Consider the following 12,211-nt stretch of genomic DNA (forward strand, 5'->3'; position numbering starts at 1 on the left):
TCGCCCTCTATATGGGCCGGTTCGCCCGCCGGTTCAATCCGGGCTTCGATGTTGACACCGCGCCCGGCGCGGCTAGCGTGCGCCCCGAATTAGAAGCCGAGGCCCAATGATCCCCTTCCCGAATATCAGCCCCGAGATCTTTACCATCAATCTGGGCGGGCTGTCGCTGTCCTTGCGCTGGTATGCGCTGGCCTATCTGGCCGGGCTGCTGATCGGCTGGCGGATTCTGATCCGGATGATGCGCGGAAACGCCATCTGGGGCGACCGCGCACCGATGCAGCCGCGGCAGGTCGATGATCTGCTGACATGGGTTATTCTGGGGGTGATCCTTGGTGGGCGGCTGGGCTTCGTGCTGTTCTACGAGCCGGGATATTACCTGTCGAACCCGCTTCAGATCCTGAAAGTCTGGGAAGGCGGGATGAGCTTCCACGGCGGTTTTGCCGGGGTAATCGTCGCCACCTGGGCCTATTGCCGCGCGAATGGCATCCCGCCGCTGCGGCTGGCCGATGCCATGGCGGTGGTGGCGCCGATCGGGCTTTTCTTTGGACGGGTGGCGAATTTCATCAATGCAGAGCTTTGGGGCCGTCCCACCGATGCGCCCTGGGGCGTGATCTTCCCCGGAGAGGCGGCACAGAACTGTGCAGGCGTCGAGGGGCTTTGCGCCCGCCACCCAAGCCAGCTTTACGAGGCGGGGCTTGAAGGCCTGCTGCTGGGCCTGATCCTGTGGGCGCTGGTGCGCAGCGGCGGTTTGCGCCGTCCCGGCCTGTCTTTCGGAATTTTCCTTGCAGGTTATGGTCTTGCGCGCATGTTCGTCGAATTGTTCCGGGTGGCCGATGCGCAGTTCATCACCCCTGACAACCCGCTGGGCCATGTCATCGGCGGGCCGGTCATCGGACTGACCATGGGACAGGTTCTGTCCCTGCCGATGGTGCTTCTGGGCCTGATCTTCATCTTCCGCGCATTGCAGCGCCCCCGCATTCCGGCCACGCTTACCGCATGAACGCGCTGGCCCGGATCATCGCGCAGCGCATTCGCGCGACCGGGCCAATAACGCTGGCCGATTATATGGAGCTGTGCCTGCTGCATCCACAGCACGGCTATTACAGCACCCGCGACCCATTCGGACAGGCGGGAGACTTCACCACCGCCCCCGAAATATCCCAGATTTTCGGTGAGTTATGCGGCCTTTCCTTGGCGCAGTCATGGCTGGATCAGGGAAGCCCGCAGCCCTTCACGCTGGCCGAATCGGGGCCGGGGCGCGGCACATTGATGGCCGATATGCTGCGCGCCATTGCGAAAGTGCCGGGCATGCACGACGCGGCTAAGGTGACACTGATCGAGGCATCGCCGCATCTGCGACAGCTTCAGCGTCAGAAACTGGGGCAGGTCACGCATCTGGATTCGGTCGAGGATTTGCCGCAGAAGCCATTGTTTCTGATCGCAAACGAATTCTTCGATGCCCTGCCGATCCGCCAATTCCAGCGAACCGAGGAGGGCTGGGCCGAACGTATGGTTGGTCTTGGTCCTGAGGGGTTGCAGCTTGGCCTCGGCATGCCGGTCGATCTGCCGCGTGAGGGTAAGATCGGCGACGTGGTCGAGGATTGCCCTGCGGCGCCCTTAATCGTCAGCGCCATCGCCAGCCGGATTGCCCTGCATGGTGGTGCGGCGATCTTCATCGATTATGGCGGATGGAACGGTTTTGGCGATACGTTTCAGGCGCTTCGAGGCCATAAGCCCGAAAGCGTTCTGGCCAATCCGGGGCAGGCGGATCTGACGGCGCATGTCGATTTCGCGCCGCTGGCCGCCGCGGCGATCCGCGCGGGGGCCGAGGTCTCTCGCCCGATCCATCAGGGCGACTGGCTGCTGTCGCTTGGCGCTGCAGAACGGGCGGCACGGCTTCAGGCGGCGGGCGATGACGGGGCGACCGAGGCGCTTCGGCGCTTGACCGATCCGTCGGAAATGGGTCACCTGTTCAAAGCGATGGCCATCTGGCCGAAAGGGGCGCAGGCGGTGCCCGGTTTCGATCCGCTGAGGCTTCATGCAGACGACACTTGAAATACTGACCCATCCGTTGCTCGACGGCGTCAAACACGGGTTTTTCACGCGGAAAGGCGGGGCATCCTCGGGACTTTTCGCGGGGCTGAACTGCGGTCGGCGTTCCACCGATCAATCCGACATGGTGCAGGTGAATCGCGCCCGCGTGGCCGAAGCCATGGGCTTTCCGCCCGAGGCGCTGGCGACGGTGAAGCAGGTTCATTCGGCCGATGTGGTGACTTTGGCCGAGGGCGATGATGTCGGGCAGGTTCGCGATATTCATGCGGACGGCATCGTCTCGCGGCGGCGGGATGTGGCATTGGCGGTGCTGACGGCGGATTGTCAGCCGATCCTGCTGGCCGATCCCGATGCCGGTGTCGTCGGCGCCTGCCACGCAGGCTGGCGCGGCGCACTGGCCGGTGTGATCGAGGCGACGGTGAAAGCGATGCACGCGCTTGGCGCGGGCCAGATCAAGGCGGTGATCGGCCCAACGATCAGCCAGCGCGCCTATGAGGTCGGCGAAGATTTCATGGATGAGTTCCTGATCGAAGACCCTGCGTACCAACGCTTTTTCAGCGGCGGCCCGAACGGAAGGCCGATGTTCAACCTGCCGTCCTTCGGGTTGATGAAACTGCGCGAGGCGGGCGTCGAGGCTGAATGGTCGGCGCATTGCACCTATTCCGACCCGGAGCGTTTCTTCAGCTATCGCCGCGCCACCCATGAGGGGAAGGCGGATTACGGCAGGCTGATTTCGGCTATCGCCTTATAGGCTCTGGCTTGAATACCGTCCGGGTATCGACGCGGCATAAATGTGGGGGCCGCGCTTTCACTCCAAAGGGATCGTTTGAGATAATCATCGATCTTAGTGCAGTTCATCGCATCCAAAAGATGGGATAGGAAAGCGGATTGCTGCATAAAATCGTGATTTTATCAAAAAACAACTGATTATGGCGGAGGGGACGGGCCTGATATCCAACCTTCTCCAGTATAAGTCATTGATTTATATAGAAACGGCTCAGGCCCCGCGATACCTCACTGCATGAATGGCGTCGCTCCCGACACCTGCGTCGCTAAACGAGGGAGGCGATGCTCTCGTAAGCTGTTGCCGCTCCCCATCTCTCACGGCTAGTCTGCCAAACAGGGTGAGGGCGTGCGGGAACAGCCTACGCAGATGTTTCCATTAAGGTATTTGAGGCGTGCATGGATGTTCGCAACCAGGAATCCGATCTAAAGCAACTGGCAGAGTTCGTTCACGAAGAATGCCAGAAGCGCCTTAAGGCCTACGAAGCACAGCCGCGTGACGCGGCCGAGCATTTCGAGACCGAGAACGAAGTCCTGTCAGGCGGATACGCCTACCGACAGTTGTACGAACTGGTGCAGAACGCTGCCGACGCGATCCTCGAGGCCGCGGAGCCCCAAGGGCGGATTCATGTCCGTCTCTCCCACAATCGGTTGGAGGCGGCCAATACCGGCGCCGCCCTGGATGAACCGGGAATTGTAGCGCTTCTTAATGCCCGCAGCTCCCCCAAGCGCGGCAATCAGATTGGACGGTTTGGTATCGGGTTCAAGTCGCTGCTCAAGCTGGGCGGTCGCGTTGACCTAACATCCAGATCTGTAGGTCTGCGCTTCGACCCCGAGGCCTGCCGTGATCGGATTCGTCGACATCTTGGTCTTGCCAAGGATGCTCCCGCGCCCGGCATGCGGCTTGCCGAGGTGCTAGATCCCGCCGCCGAAAGTAGCCCGCTATCAGAAGCGAGCAGATGGAACTGGGCAACCACCGTCGTTTCAGCGGAAATTGCGGATGAGACCGCGTTCGAGCGACTAAGCCAGGAGATTGCAGATTTCCCGGCCGAGTTTCTGCTATTCCTGCCCTCGGCAATCTCCCTCGAGCTGGAAGTGGAAGGTGCTGCACCCCGTCTCTTGACCAAGCGGATTGAAGACGGGCTCGCGGTTGTGAGCGACGGAACCAACGAGGCCCGATGGAAGGTCTTCGAGGCGTCGGTAAAGGTCGACAGCCCGGCCGCGCGCTCCGACGCAACACACATCCAGGCGAGGGAACAAGTTCCACTGTCGTGGGCGGTGCCGGTCGGTGGTCGCGAACAGGCTGGTCGCTTCTGGGCGTTCTTCCCGACAGAAACGCAAAGCCGCACTTCGGGCATCCTCAACGCACCGTGGAAACTCAACAGTGACAGGACCAACCTGATCCGAGGTCCATGGAACGAAGCGATCATGCAAGCCGCGGCCGACCTGATAAGCGGCTCGCTCACGGCGTTGTCGACACCCGAGGACTGTGGGGCCGCCGTAAGTGCGTTCCCGCGTCAACCGGAACGGCAGGACGAAATCGCCGTGCCACTCATTCGGTCTCTCTGGGACCAGATCGTTTCGTCTGAAGTGTTGGCTGACGTGAATGGCATCCCGCGCAGTCCAAGCCAGCTCCTGCGGCATTTCGTTGAGGACACGGAGATCTGCAGATCGTGGGCCGACCTTGCGAGCGCGGATGCGCGGGATCGTTACCTGCATCCAGACTGCTATTCGTCCGAGGCAAGGGTATCGCGATTGAATGCCCTCGTCACGGAAGCAAAGCGCCGGGACATGCAGGTCTTGGCGAAATCGCCCGCCAATAAATGGCTCGACTGCATTGCGCACACAGATCTCGCCATGGCGAGACGGACCTTGGCGTTCACCGGTAACCTATTGAGGGAGAAGTTCAAATACGGACTGTTCAGCGTTCCAGAAGCATGCCTTATACCCACCGCAGATGGGGGTTTGGCCGCCCCTTCGGAAGCAGTGATTGTATCCGGATCAGCGCCGCCCGCAGGCTTTCTAGCGGTTGCTGAGGGACTTGTTTCGGACAAGGAGGCCCGCGATATCCTCGTCAATCTGATGGATGTCACCGAATTGGCATCTGCATCGTGGTCCGACATTCTCGAGGCCTCGCTGACGACCGCCGAGGATTCCAATCGGCCAGAAGACTGGGAGAACTTCTGGTACAACATTGCCTCGGCGCCACAGGAAGCGAGGCAGGAATACATTGATGAGCTTGATCTGGAGCGCACCAAATTCCGCGCAGTATCCGGAATGTGGACAAGCCGGAGCCTGTTGATCGTACGGGAGAGTCCATCGGGATTTCCCGAGGATCATGTCATGGACCCGCAATTTCGGCAGCAGATCGAAACCACGGTCCCATCGGGCTGGCTGTCGGAGTTCCCCGGTATCGAAGAGTCCGCGGACCGAGACGATCCGGACTTCAAGGACTATCTCCGCTTGTTGAGCCCTGGTTTCGATGAGATTTGCAGGGAGCACTCCGGAAGCACGCCACGATACTTACCCAAGTTCTCGAGCTACTCGATCCGCATGCCGTCAGGGTGGCGGCTGCTTCCGGTGCTGCCTACGGCGAGTTCCGCACAGCTGAGTCGGATGCTGGTGGGTGCGATCGCGCAATTTGCCGAAAATGCGTCTATCTCCGAGGCTTGCGCGGCGACAATGGGCGGCGCGAGCGGCGCGACGTGATCGCCACGGTCTTCCAGGGCTTCGCCAACCGCATGGAAAGCGGCTATCTGCTGCGCGACGTGGTCAACCTGATCGACGGCATCCATTTCGACTCGTCTGAGGAAGTTCACACGCTCGGTCGCCTCTACGAGACACTACTGCGCGAGATGCGTGACGCCGCCGGTGACTCGGGGGAATTCTACACGCCCCGGCCTGTCGTGCGCTTCATGGTCGAGGTCACCGACCCGCAGTTGGGCGAGACCATCCTGGATCCGGCGTGCGGCACCGGCGGCTTCCTGACCGATGCCTTCCTTCATCTGGAACGCCAGGCCGACACGGTCGAGAAACGCCGCATCCTGCAGGAGGAAACCATCCGGGGCGGCGAGGCCAAGTCGCTGCCGTTCCTGCTGTCCCAGCTCAACCTCCTGCTGCACGGCCTGCACGCCCCGCGCATCGACCCCGGCAACGCCCTTCGCTTCCGCCTGGCCGAGATCGGCGAGGATCAGAGGGTCAATGTCATCCTGACCAATCCGCCATTCGGCGGCGAGGAGGAGGCAGGCATCCTCAACAACTTCCCCGAGGACCGGCGCACGGCCGAAACGGCGTTGCTGTTCCTGCAACTGATCATGCGGCGGCTGAAGCGCGCCGGGCGCGGGCGGGCCGCGGTCGTCGTTCCGCACGGTACGCTGTTCGGTGACGGCATCTCGGCACGGATCAAGGCGGACCTGCTCGAGAAGTTCAACCTGCACACGGTGGTCCGGCTGCGTGAAGGCGTGTTCGCGCCCTACACGGACATCCCGGCAAACCTGATCTTCTTCGACACGACCGGACCGACGAAGGACATCTGGTACTACGAGATGCCGCTGCCGGAGGGCCGCAAGAAGTACTCGAAAACGGCGCCCATGGCCTATGAGGAATTTGCGGACTGCCTCGCCTGGTGGAAGAAGCGCGAGCCGAACGAGCGCGCCTGGAAGGTCTCCGCAGCTGACCTGATTCAGCGCGACGATCAGGATCGTGTCGTCGCCTGCAACCTCGACATCAAGAACCCCCATTCCGGTGAGGTCGTCGATCACCGTGCACCGGCCGAGATCGTGGACGCAATCATCGCACAGGAACATCGGATCATCGGCATCATGGACGAGATCAAGGCCGTGCTGGCGGAGCGGGTGTGATGTCGCGGACGATAACCATCGACAGGTTTCTGACCAAGTCAGAGGACTGGGTCCAAGTAAAGCCGGATGAAAAATACAAGCAGATTACCGCACGTCTGTGGGGAAAGGGCCTCACGCTGCGCGGCGAAGTTACGGGGAGCGCGATTGCTGCCGCCCGACAGTACTGCGCCAAGCCAGGTCAGTTCCTGATCTCCAGGATCGACGCGCGTCACGGAGCTTTCGGGATCGTTCCAGCAGAACTGGACGGCGCACTGGTCAGCAATGATTTCCCCTGCTTCAACATCGACGCTTCGACGGTGCTGCCACACTTCTTCGAGTGGTATTCGCGCACGCCTGAGTTCATCGATCTATGTCGCCGAGCGAGCGAGGGTTCGACAAACCGCGTTCGCATGAAAGAAGCGAAATTCCTGAAGATGACGGTGCCTCTGCCTTCTCTCGACGAACAGCGCCGTATCGTCGAAAAGCTCGACCGGGTCGCGGCGCTGGTGGACGACCGCCGCAACGCCATCGAGGCGGCCGAGCGCGAAACGCAGGCGCTGCTGCTGAAAGCTTTCCAGCGCGCCATCGACGGCGCCCCCCTGCGCCCCATGCCCCAGGTCGCGCCGCTGGTGCGCAGGCCGGTCGAGATCGATCTTGACGCGAGCTATCCCGAGCTTGGCGTCCGTTCGTTTGGCCGCGGTACTTTTCACAAGCCCGATCTGCTGGGCGCGGACCTAAGCTGGCAAAAGCTCTTCCTTGTTCAGCAAGGCGACCTCGTGTTCAGCAACATCAAGGCTTGGGAGGGGGCCTTCGCGGTGGCTGGCCCCGATGATCATGGGCGGGTCGGCTCGCACCGCTACCTGACATGCGTTCCCACTCAGGGGCTCGCGACAGCCGATTTCATCTGGTTCTACCTCCAAGCCTCTGAAGGTCTCGGCAAGGTCCAATCCGCATCGCCTGGAAGTGCCGACAGGAACCGCACTCTGGGGCAAGGAGCGCTGGAGGCGATCACTGTTCCGACGCCACCGATCGGCCGCCAGCAATGGTTCGATCGTCTGCATGCGAGGGCCCGCGAAGCCCGCACCATCCGCGCTAGCACTGCGCAGGACGTGGAGGCCCTGATCCCGGCCATGCTGCACGAGATCTTTAATGGAAAGGCGAACGCCGCATGATCCCTCGCGCCATCCTGACACGGATCGACAGGGTTGCCGTTCAGGGCCGTACTGGCCCGATCCTGTCGGCATGCGAAACGGATGGCGAAGACGATGAAATCGAGGTTTTCGTCAAGCTGTCTGCAGGGTGTGATCAGCAGGTCGTGAACCTGGCGAGAGAAGCGATTGCGGCATGCCTCGCTGCCGATCTGCGACTTCCGGTACCCAAGCCATGGCTGGTGGAGATACCGCCTGAAATCATCCCTGTCGTGACCGACCCGCAGATCGCGGACAAGCTTCGCCGCAGCTGCCCCGTGGCGTTCGGCTCTACCCGGTCAACGGGATTTTCCGCATGGAACAGCGGGCAGCGCCTCTCTGACACAATGAGGCCTGTGGCGGCTGGCATCCTGCTTTTCGACGCCATCATCCAGAACCCCGATCGGCGGGCTGAAAACCCGAACTGCCTTGTCCGGGGCACCGATCTGCGGATCATCGACCACGAGCTTGCCTTTGCGCATCGGCTCATCCTGTTGTGGCGGGCGCCATGGGTCTTGGGCGGCATGAGGGATTTCGAAACCCCTGGCAGGCATATTTTCGTTCAGGAGCTGAAAGGCGCGCCCTTCGACTTCAACGAGATCAAATCTCGTTGGACCGCCTTGTCGGATGCGCGCCTGCAGGAGTATGAAAGGGCTATCCCTCCGGAGTGGGCAGCCGCCCGCGTCGACATAGATGCTGCGCTGAAGTTGATCGCCGACGCAAGGGACAACATCGATGCATGCATCGGGGAACTTGGGAGGATACTGGCATGACCACGAAGGAGCCGTACAGCTACGTCGTTCTGCGCTACATTCATGACGTCCTGACGGGCGAGTTCGTGAATGTCGGCCTCGTCATGGTCGTTCCCGGCCGCCCGCTCATCCTTTCGAAGTCACGCAAGACCTTCGGGCGCATCAAGAGCGTTTTTCCGGATCTGGACAGCGAAGCCTACAAGGGCGCAATCGATGCGATCGAGCGCGGTATGAGAAGCGTCCAGCGAAGCTTGAAGGACGAGGGTCTCTTCAAGGACGGTAAGACTGCGGGCGATTATGCACGTATCGCGCTGCCTCTGGACGATAGCTCATTGCAGTGGTCGCCGGTCGGTGCGGGCCTGACCACTGATCCACAGAAGACATTTGATCAATTGTATCAGAGATTTGTCTCACGGTACGACCGTGCATCGGAGCGCCGTCGGAGCGATGACGACGTCTGGCGCCCTGTGGAAGCGAAGCTCAAGGAGCACGGCGTCAACGTTGAACTGGAAGCCAAGCGCATCCAAGGCAACACCGACGCGGTGGAGTTTCGCCATGCCTGGAAGAACGGGCGCTGGCACGTCTACGAGCCTCTGTCCTTTGACCTCTCGGATGCAGACAATATCAAGGACAAGGCACGCCGCTGGCTCGGTCACCTTTCAGCAGTGAAGATCGGTACGACTGAAGATGTCCAAGTGCATTTCATCGTCGGTCGTCCTCAGAACGCGTCTTTGGTGCCCGCTTACAGGAACGCCGTTGAAATCCTTCGTCAGGTTCCCTTCGACAACAAGGTCTTCGAGGAGGACCAGATCGAGGACTTTGTGAATCAGATCGAGGATGAAGTTCGGCACCATGAGGGTCGTGCTCAACACTAGAGCACGACCCTACTGTTGCGACCGGTTCGCTGCCAGAGGCATCTTGGCACGGATGGCAAAGGCGAACTTGACCCATGATCAAATGCGACTGAATCTTTTTGAGATCAATTACTTGTTCGCTGATAACCGTGATCGGCGCGGTTAACAGGTCCGGAGAATTCCGCCCCTGAGAGACCGCTTCGGGGCCTCGCAGCGGCAGGGGCGGTTAACAGCCCCACCCGCATAACCCTCGAAAACAACGGAAAAATCCGGCCGCAGCCGGATCGGGAGAACGCTTTCGCGAGGGCAAGTGGCGGAGGCGGTGGGATTCGAACCCACGGTGGACTTTCACCCACGTCGGTTTTCAAGACCGGTGCATTAAACCACTCTGCCACGCCTCCGACGGATGCGGCTTATCCGCTTGCGGCTTGCCGCGCAACCGTGCTCAGCGGCGAAGTGTGCCCACGTTGCTTGCGCCGACGATCTCGACAGCGGTGATGCGCGCAAGCTGCACATGCGACAGCGACATCGCCGCGTTGATCGTATCGGTCGCGGGATTGGCGATCATCCGGGCGGCGTCGGAATCGGGCAGGGGCGGCACGCCGACAAGGCGCAGGCGCAGCACGCCATCCGCGTCGGGGCTGATCCGTCCCGGCGGCTGTGGTGTCATCGTTACCAATTCAACCGAGGAATAGCCCTTGGTCGGCGGCACGGCCTGCACGACCAGCAGGCGACCTTCGCTCAGCGGTTCCCACCGGGCGCTGACGATCTGTCCGATCGCGGGGCGTTGATCGGTTCCGGCTGTATAGCCGCCATCGGGCTCAAGCGTCTTGGGGCCGGATGAGCCTGAACCCCACCGCAGCGGGTTCCAGCCGCTATCGCTGAAGCGTCCGCCGCAACCGGCAAGGACCAGGGTCGCGATCAGCAAAGGCAGGGTCAGTCGTCTCATGTCACCATCCCGAAGTTTCGGCCGCTTCATCCGGCGCGGATTTTGCAAAGTGTTAGGCGAAAAGCCGGGCCGGATAAAGGCTCTTTGACCTTCCCCGCCGCGCGCGCTAGGTCACAGCCATGCCGAAAGGAACCGATGATGGCCACCAAAGCCTTTGAAGAGATCGCCGAGACCTTCGATTTCCTTGACGATTGGGAGGATCGCTATCGTCATGTGATCGAGCTGGGCAAGGCAATGCCGCCGATGGATCCGGCGCTGCAGGTGCCCGCAACCAAGGTCGATGGCTGCGCCAGTCAGGTCTGGATCATGCCGGTGGTGCAGGATGGCCGCTTCGATTTTCAGGGCGACAGCGATGCGATGATCGTCCGCGGGCTGATCGCGATCCTGCACGCGCTGTATTCCGGCGTTCCCCTGACCGAGGTGCGCGCGATCGATGCACAGGCCGAATTGGCCCGGCTGGGCCTGGACGAGCATCTGTCCTCGCAGCGTTCCAATGGGCTGCGCGCGATGGTTGAAAGGATCAGGCTGCTCGCCGCCGACGCAGGCTGATCCAGCCGCCGCCAAGCACGCGGGTGCTGTCAGGCGCGTAGAAGACGCAGGCTTGACCCGGGCTGACGCCTTCCTCGGCGTCCAGCAATTCGACCTCGGCCCGGCCATTGCCTGACGGTCGCAGGATCGCGGGCTTTGGCGGACGGGTAGAGCGGATGCGGACAAGGCAGGGGATTTCACCCTCGAACGGCGCGTCACCCAGCCAGTTGACCTCGGTGATCGCCACGACGGTCGTAGCCAGCGCCGATTTCGGGCCGACGATGACGTGGCGCAGATCGGGGTCCAGCCGGACCACATAAAGCGGATCGCCCAAGCCGCCGATCCCAAGGCCACGCCGCTGACCGATCGTGTAATGGATCACGCCACGATGCTGGCCCAGCACATTGCCGTCCATATCGACGATATCGCCCGGATCGGCGGCACCGGGGCGCAATTTCTCGATCACCGATGCGTAATCGCCGTTCGGCACGAAGCAGATATCCTGACTGTCGGGTTTGTCGGCAACGCCCAGCCCGTATTCCGCCGCCAAGGCCCGGGTTTCTGCCTTGCTTTCCAGATGGCCCAGCGGGAAGCGCAGGAAATCAAGCTGCTCTTGCGTGGTCGAGAACAGGAAATAGCTTTGATCGCGGTTCGGGTCGGCGGCCATGTGCAACTCGGCCCGCGCGGCACCGTCCTTGCGCTGGATATAGTGGCCGGTCGCCATGCAATCGGCATCCAGATCGCGGGCGGTCATCAGCAGATCGCGAAACTTCACCCGCTCGTTGCAGCGGATGCAGGGAACCGGGGTCGCGCCCGCCAGATAGGCATCGGCAAATTCGTCGATCACCGATTCGCGGAACTTGTTCTCGTAATCCAGCACGTAATGCGGAAAGCCCATGCGCTCGGCCACGCGGCGGGCGTCATGGATATCCTGACCGGCGCAGCAGGCGCCTTTCTTGGCCAAAGCCGCGCCGTGATCATAAAGCTGCAACGTCACGCCGATGACATCATAGCCTTCGGATTTCAGCTTCGCCGCCACGACAGAACTGTCCACGCCGCCCGACATCGCCACGACCACGCGCGTCTGTGCCGGCGGCTTCGCAAAGCCCAGCGAGTTCAATTCGGTGGCACGCGCTGTCGTCGGCGCGGGGCTGTGGATCGTCATGACGAAGTCTCGGATATGAAGATGTGTCGAAATATAGGCAAATGCTGTGCATTCTCAACCCATGGAGGCACAGAATCGGCATAGCGGCTAACCGCGAATTAA

At 61.6% G+C, this 12,211-nt stretch carries 11 protein-coding genes and 1 tRNA gene; 9 read left to right on the top strand and 3 right to left on the bottom strand.

Annotated elements, in window-relative coordinates; genetic code table 11:
• Positions 1 to 106 precede the first annotated feature (106 nt).
• From lgt to JJJ17_RS15075, 8 genes are all read left to right on the top strand, one after another.
• Positions 107 to 1,000 carry a prolipoprotein diacylglyceryl transferase gene (gene lgt / locus JJJ17_RS15040; RefSeq protein WP_200687853.1) on the top strand — a complete coding sequence of 298 codons (894 nt, stop codon included), beginning with the start codon at positions 107 to 109 and terminating at the stop codon, positions 998 to 1,000.
• Positions 997 to 2,055, top strand: coding sequence for a class I SAM-dependent methyltransferase (locus tag JJJ17_RS15045; RefSeq protein WP_200687854.1), 1,059 nt, complete (start codon positions 997 to 999; stop codon positions 2,053 to 2,055). The genes lgt and JJJ17_RS15045 overlap by 4 nt, the downstream gene beginning before the upstream one ends.
• Positions 2,039 to 2,803: a peptidoglycan editing factor PgeF gene (gene pgeF, locus JJJ17_RS15050; RefSeq protein WP_200687855.1), complete on the top strand. Its 765-nt coding sequence runs from the start codon at positions 2,039 to 2,041 to the stop codon at positions 2,801 to 2,803. The genes JJJ17_RS15045 and pgeF overlap by 17 nt, the downstream gene beginning before the upstream one ends.
• Before the next feature lie 431 nt (positions 2,804 to 3,234).
• Positions 3,235 to 5,544 carry a sacsin N-terminal ATP-binding-like domain-containing protein gene (locus JJJ17_RS15055; protein ID WP_200687856.1) on the top strand — a complete coding sequence of 770 codons (2,310 nt, stop codon included), beginning with the start codon at positions 3,235 to 3,237 and terminating at the stop codon, positions 5,542 to 5,544.
• Complete coding sequence (locus JJJ17_RS15060) at positions 5,505 to 6,695, top strand: HsdM family class I SAM-dependent methyltransferase (protein WP_200687857.1); 1,191 nt, start codon at positions 5,505 to 5,507, stop codon at positions 6,693 to 6,695. The genes JJJ17_RS15055 and JJJ17_RS15060 overlap by 40 nt, the downstream gene beginning before the upstream one ends.
• Positions 6,695 to 7,846 carry a restriction endonuclease subunit S domain-containing protein gene (locus JJJ17_RS15065; RefSeq protein WP_200687859.1) on the top strand — a complete coding sequence of 384 codons (1,152 nt, stop codon included), beginning with the start codon at positions 6,695 to 6,697 and terminating at the stop codon, positions 7,844 to 7,846. Before JJJ17_RS15060 ends, JJJ17_RS15065 begins: the two co-directional genes overlap by 1 nt.
• Entirely contained in the window at positions 7,843 to 8,634 is a 792-nt protein-coding gene (locus JJJ17_RS15070) for a HipA family kinase (protein ID WP_200687861.1), read from the top strand. Before JJJ17_RS15065 ends, JJJ17_RS15070 begins: the two co-directional genes overlap by 4 nt.
• On the top strand, positions 8,631 to 9,488 hold the full coding sequence (locus JJJ17_RS15075; RefSeq protein ID WP_200687863.1) for a DUF3037 domain-containing protein: 858 nt from the start codon (positions 8,631 to 8,633) through the stop codon (positions 9,486 to 9,488). Before JJJ17_RS15070 ends, JJJ17_RS15075 begins: the two co-directional genes overlap by 4 nt.
• Positions 9,489 to 9,778: 290 nt before the next feature.
• Here JJJ17_RS15075 and JJJ17_RS15080 read toward each other — a convergent pair.
• Both JJJ17_RS15080 and JJJ17_RS15085 read right to left on the bottom strand, forming a co-directional pair.
• A tRNA-Ser gene (locus JJJ17_RS15080) sits at positions 9,779 to 9,868 on the bottom strand.
• A 44-nt stretch (positions 9,869 to 9,912) separates the two neighbouring features.
• Positions 9,913 to 10,416, bottom strand: a complete 504-nt coding sequence (locus JJJ17_RS15085; protein WP_200687865.1) for a hypothetical protein — start codon at positions 10,414 to 10,416, stop codon at positions 9,913 to 9,915.
• 138 nt (positions 10,417 to 10,554) lie between these two features.
• Between JJJ17_RS15085 and JJJ17_RS15090 the strand changes: the two genes are divergently transcribed.
• Complete coding sequence (locus JJJ17_RS15090; RefSeq protein ID WP_200688073.1) at positions 10,555 to 10,965, top strand: SufE family protein; 411 nt, start codon at positions 10,555 to 10,557, stop codon at positions 10,963 to 10,965.
• Here the strand turns inward: JJJ17_RS15090 and mnmA are convergent.
• A complete protein-coding gene (mnmA, locus tag JJJ17_RS15095; RefSeq protein WP_200687867.1) occupies positions 10,937 to 12,109 on the bottom strand; it encodes a tRNA 2-thiouridine(34) synthase MnmA in 1,173 nt (390 codons plus the stop codon). The two genes, JJJ17_RS15090 and mnmA, sit on opposite strands and share 29 nt — an antisense overlap.
• Positions 12,110 to 12,211: the final 102 nt, after the last annotated feature.

Source organism: Paracoccus caeni (assembly GCF_016629665.1).
Lineage (GTDB): Bacteria > Pseudomonadota > Alphaproteobacteria > Rhodobacterales > Rhodobacteraceae > Paracoccus > Paracoccus caeni.

What these genes read in the sequence shown, in the direction of transcription:
- pgeF (WP_200687855.1), top strand. Translation starts at nt 2,039, where the DNA reads ATGCAGACGACACTTGAAATACTGACCCATCCGTTGCTCGACGGCGTC.
- JJJ17_RS15075 (WP_200687863.1), top strand. Translation starts at nt 8,631, where the DNA reads ATGACCACGAAGGAGCCGTACAGCTACGTCGTTCTGCGCTACATTCAT.
- JJJ17_RS15055 (WP_200687856.1), top strand. Translation starts at nt 3,235, where the DNA reads ATGGATGTTCGCAACCAGGAATCCGATCTAAAGCAACTGGCAGAGTTC.
- JJJ17_RS15090 (WP_200688073.1), top strand. Translation starts at nt 10,555, where the DNA reads ATGGCCACCAAAGCCTTTGAAGAGATCGCCGAGACCTTCGATTTCCTT.
- mnmA (WP_200687867.1), bottom strand. Translation starts at nt 12,109, where the DNA reads ATGACGATCCACAGCCCCGCGCCGACGACAGCGCGTGCCACCGAATTG.
- JJJ17_RS15045 (WP_200687854.1), top strand. Translation starts at nt 997, where the DNA reads ATGAACGCGCTGGCCCGGATCATCGCGCAGCGCATTCGCGCGACCGGG.
- JJJ17_RS15085 (WP_200687865.1), bottom strand. Translation starts at nt 10,416, where the DNA reads ATGAGACGACTGACCCTGCCTTTGCTGATCGCGACCCTGGTCCTTGCC.
- JJJ17_RS15070 (WP_200687861.1), top strand. Translation starts at nt 7,843, where the DNA reads ATGATCCCTCGCGCCATCCTGACACGGATCGACAGGGTTGCCGTTCAG.
- JJJ17_RS15065 (WP_200687859.1), top strand. Translation starts at nt 6,695, where the DNA reads ATGTCGCGGACGATAACCATCGACAGGTTTCTGACCAAGTCAGAGGAC.
- lgt (WP_200687853.1), top strand. Translation starts at nt 107, where the DNA reads ATGATCCCCTTCCCGAATATCAGCCCCGAGATCTTTACCATCAATCTG.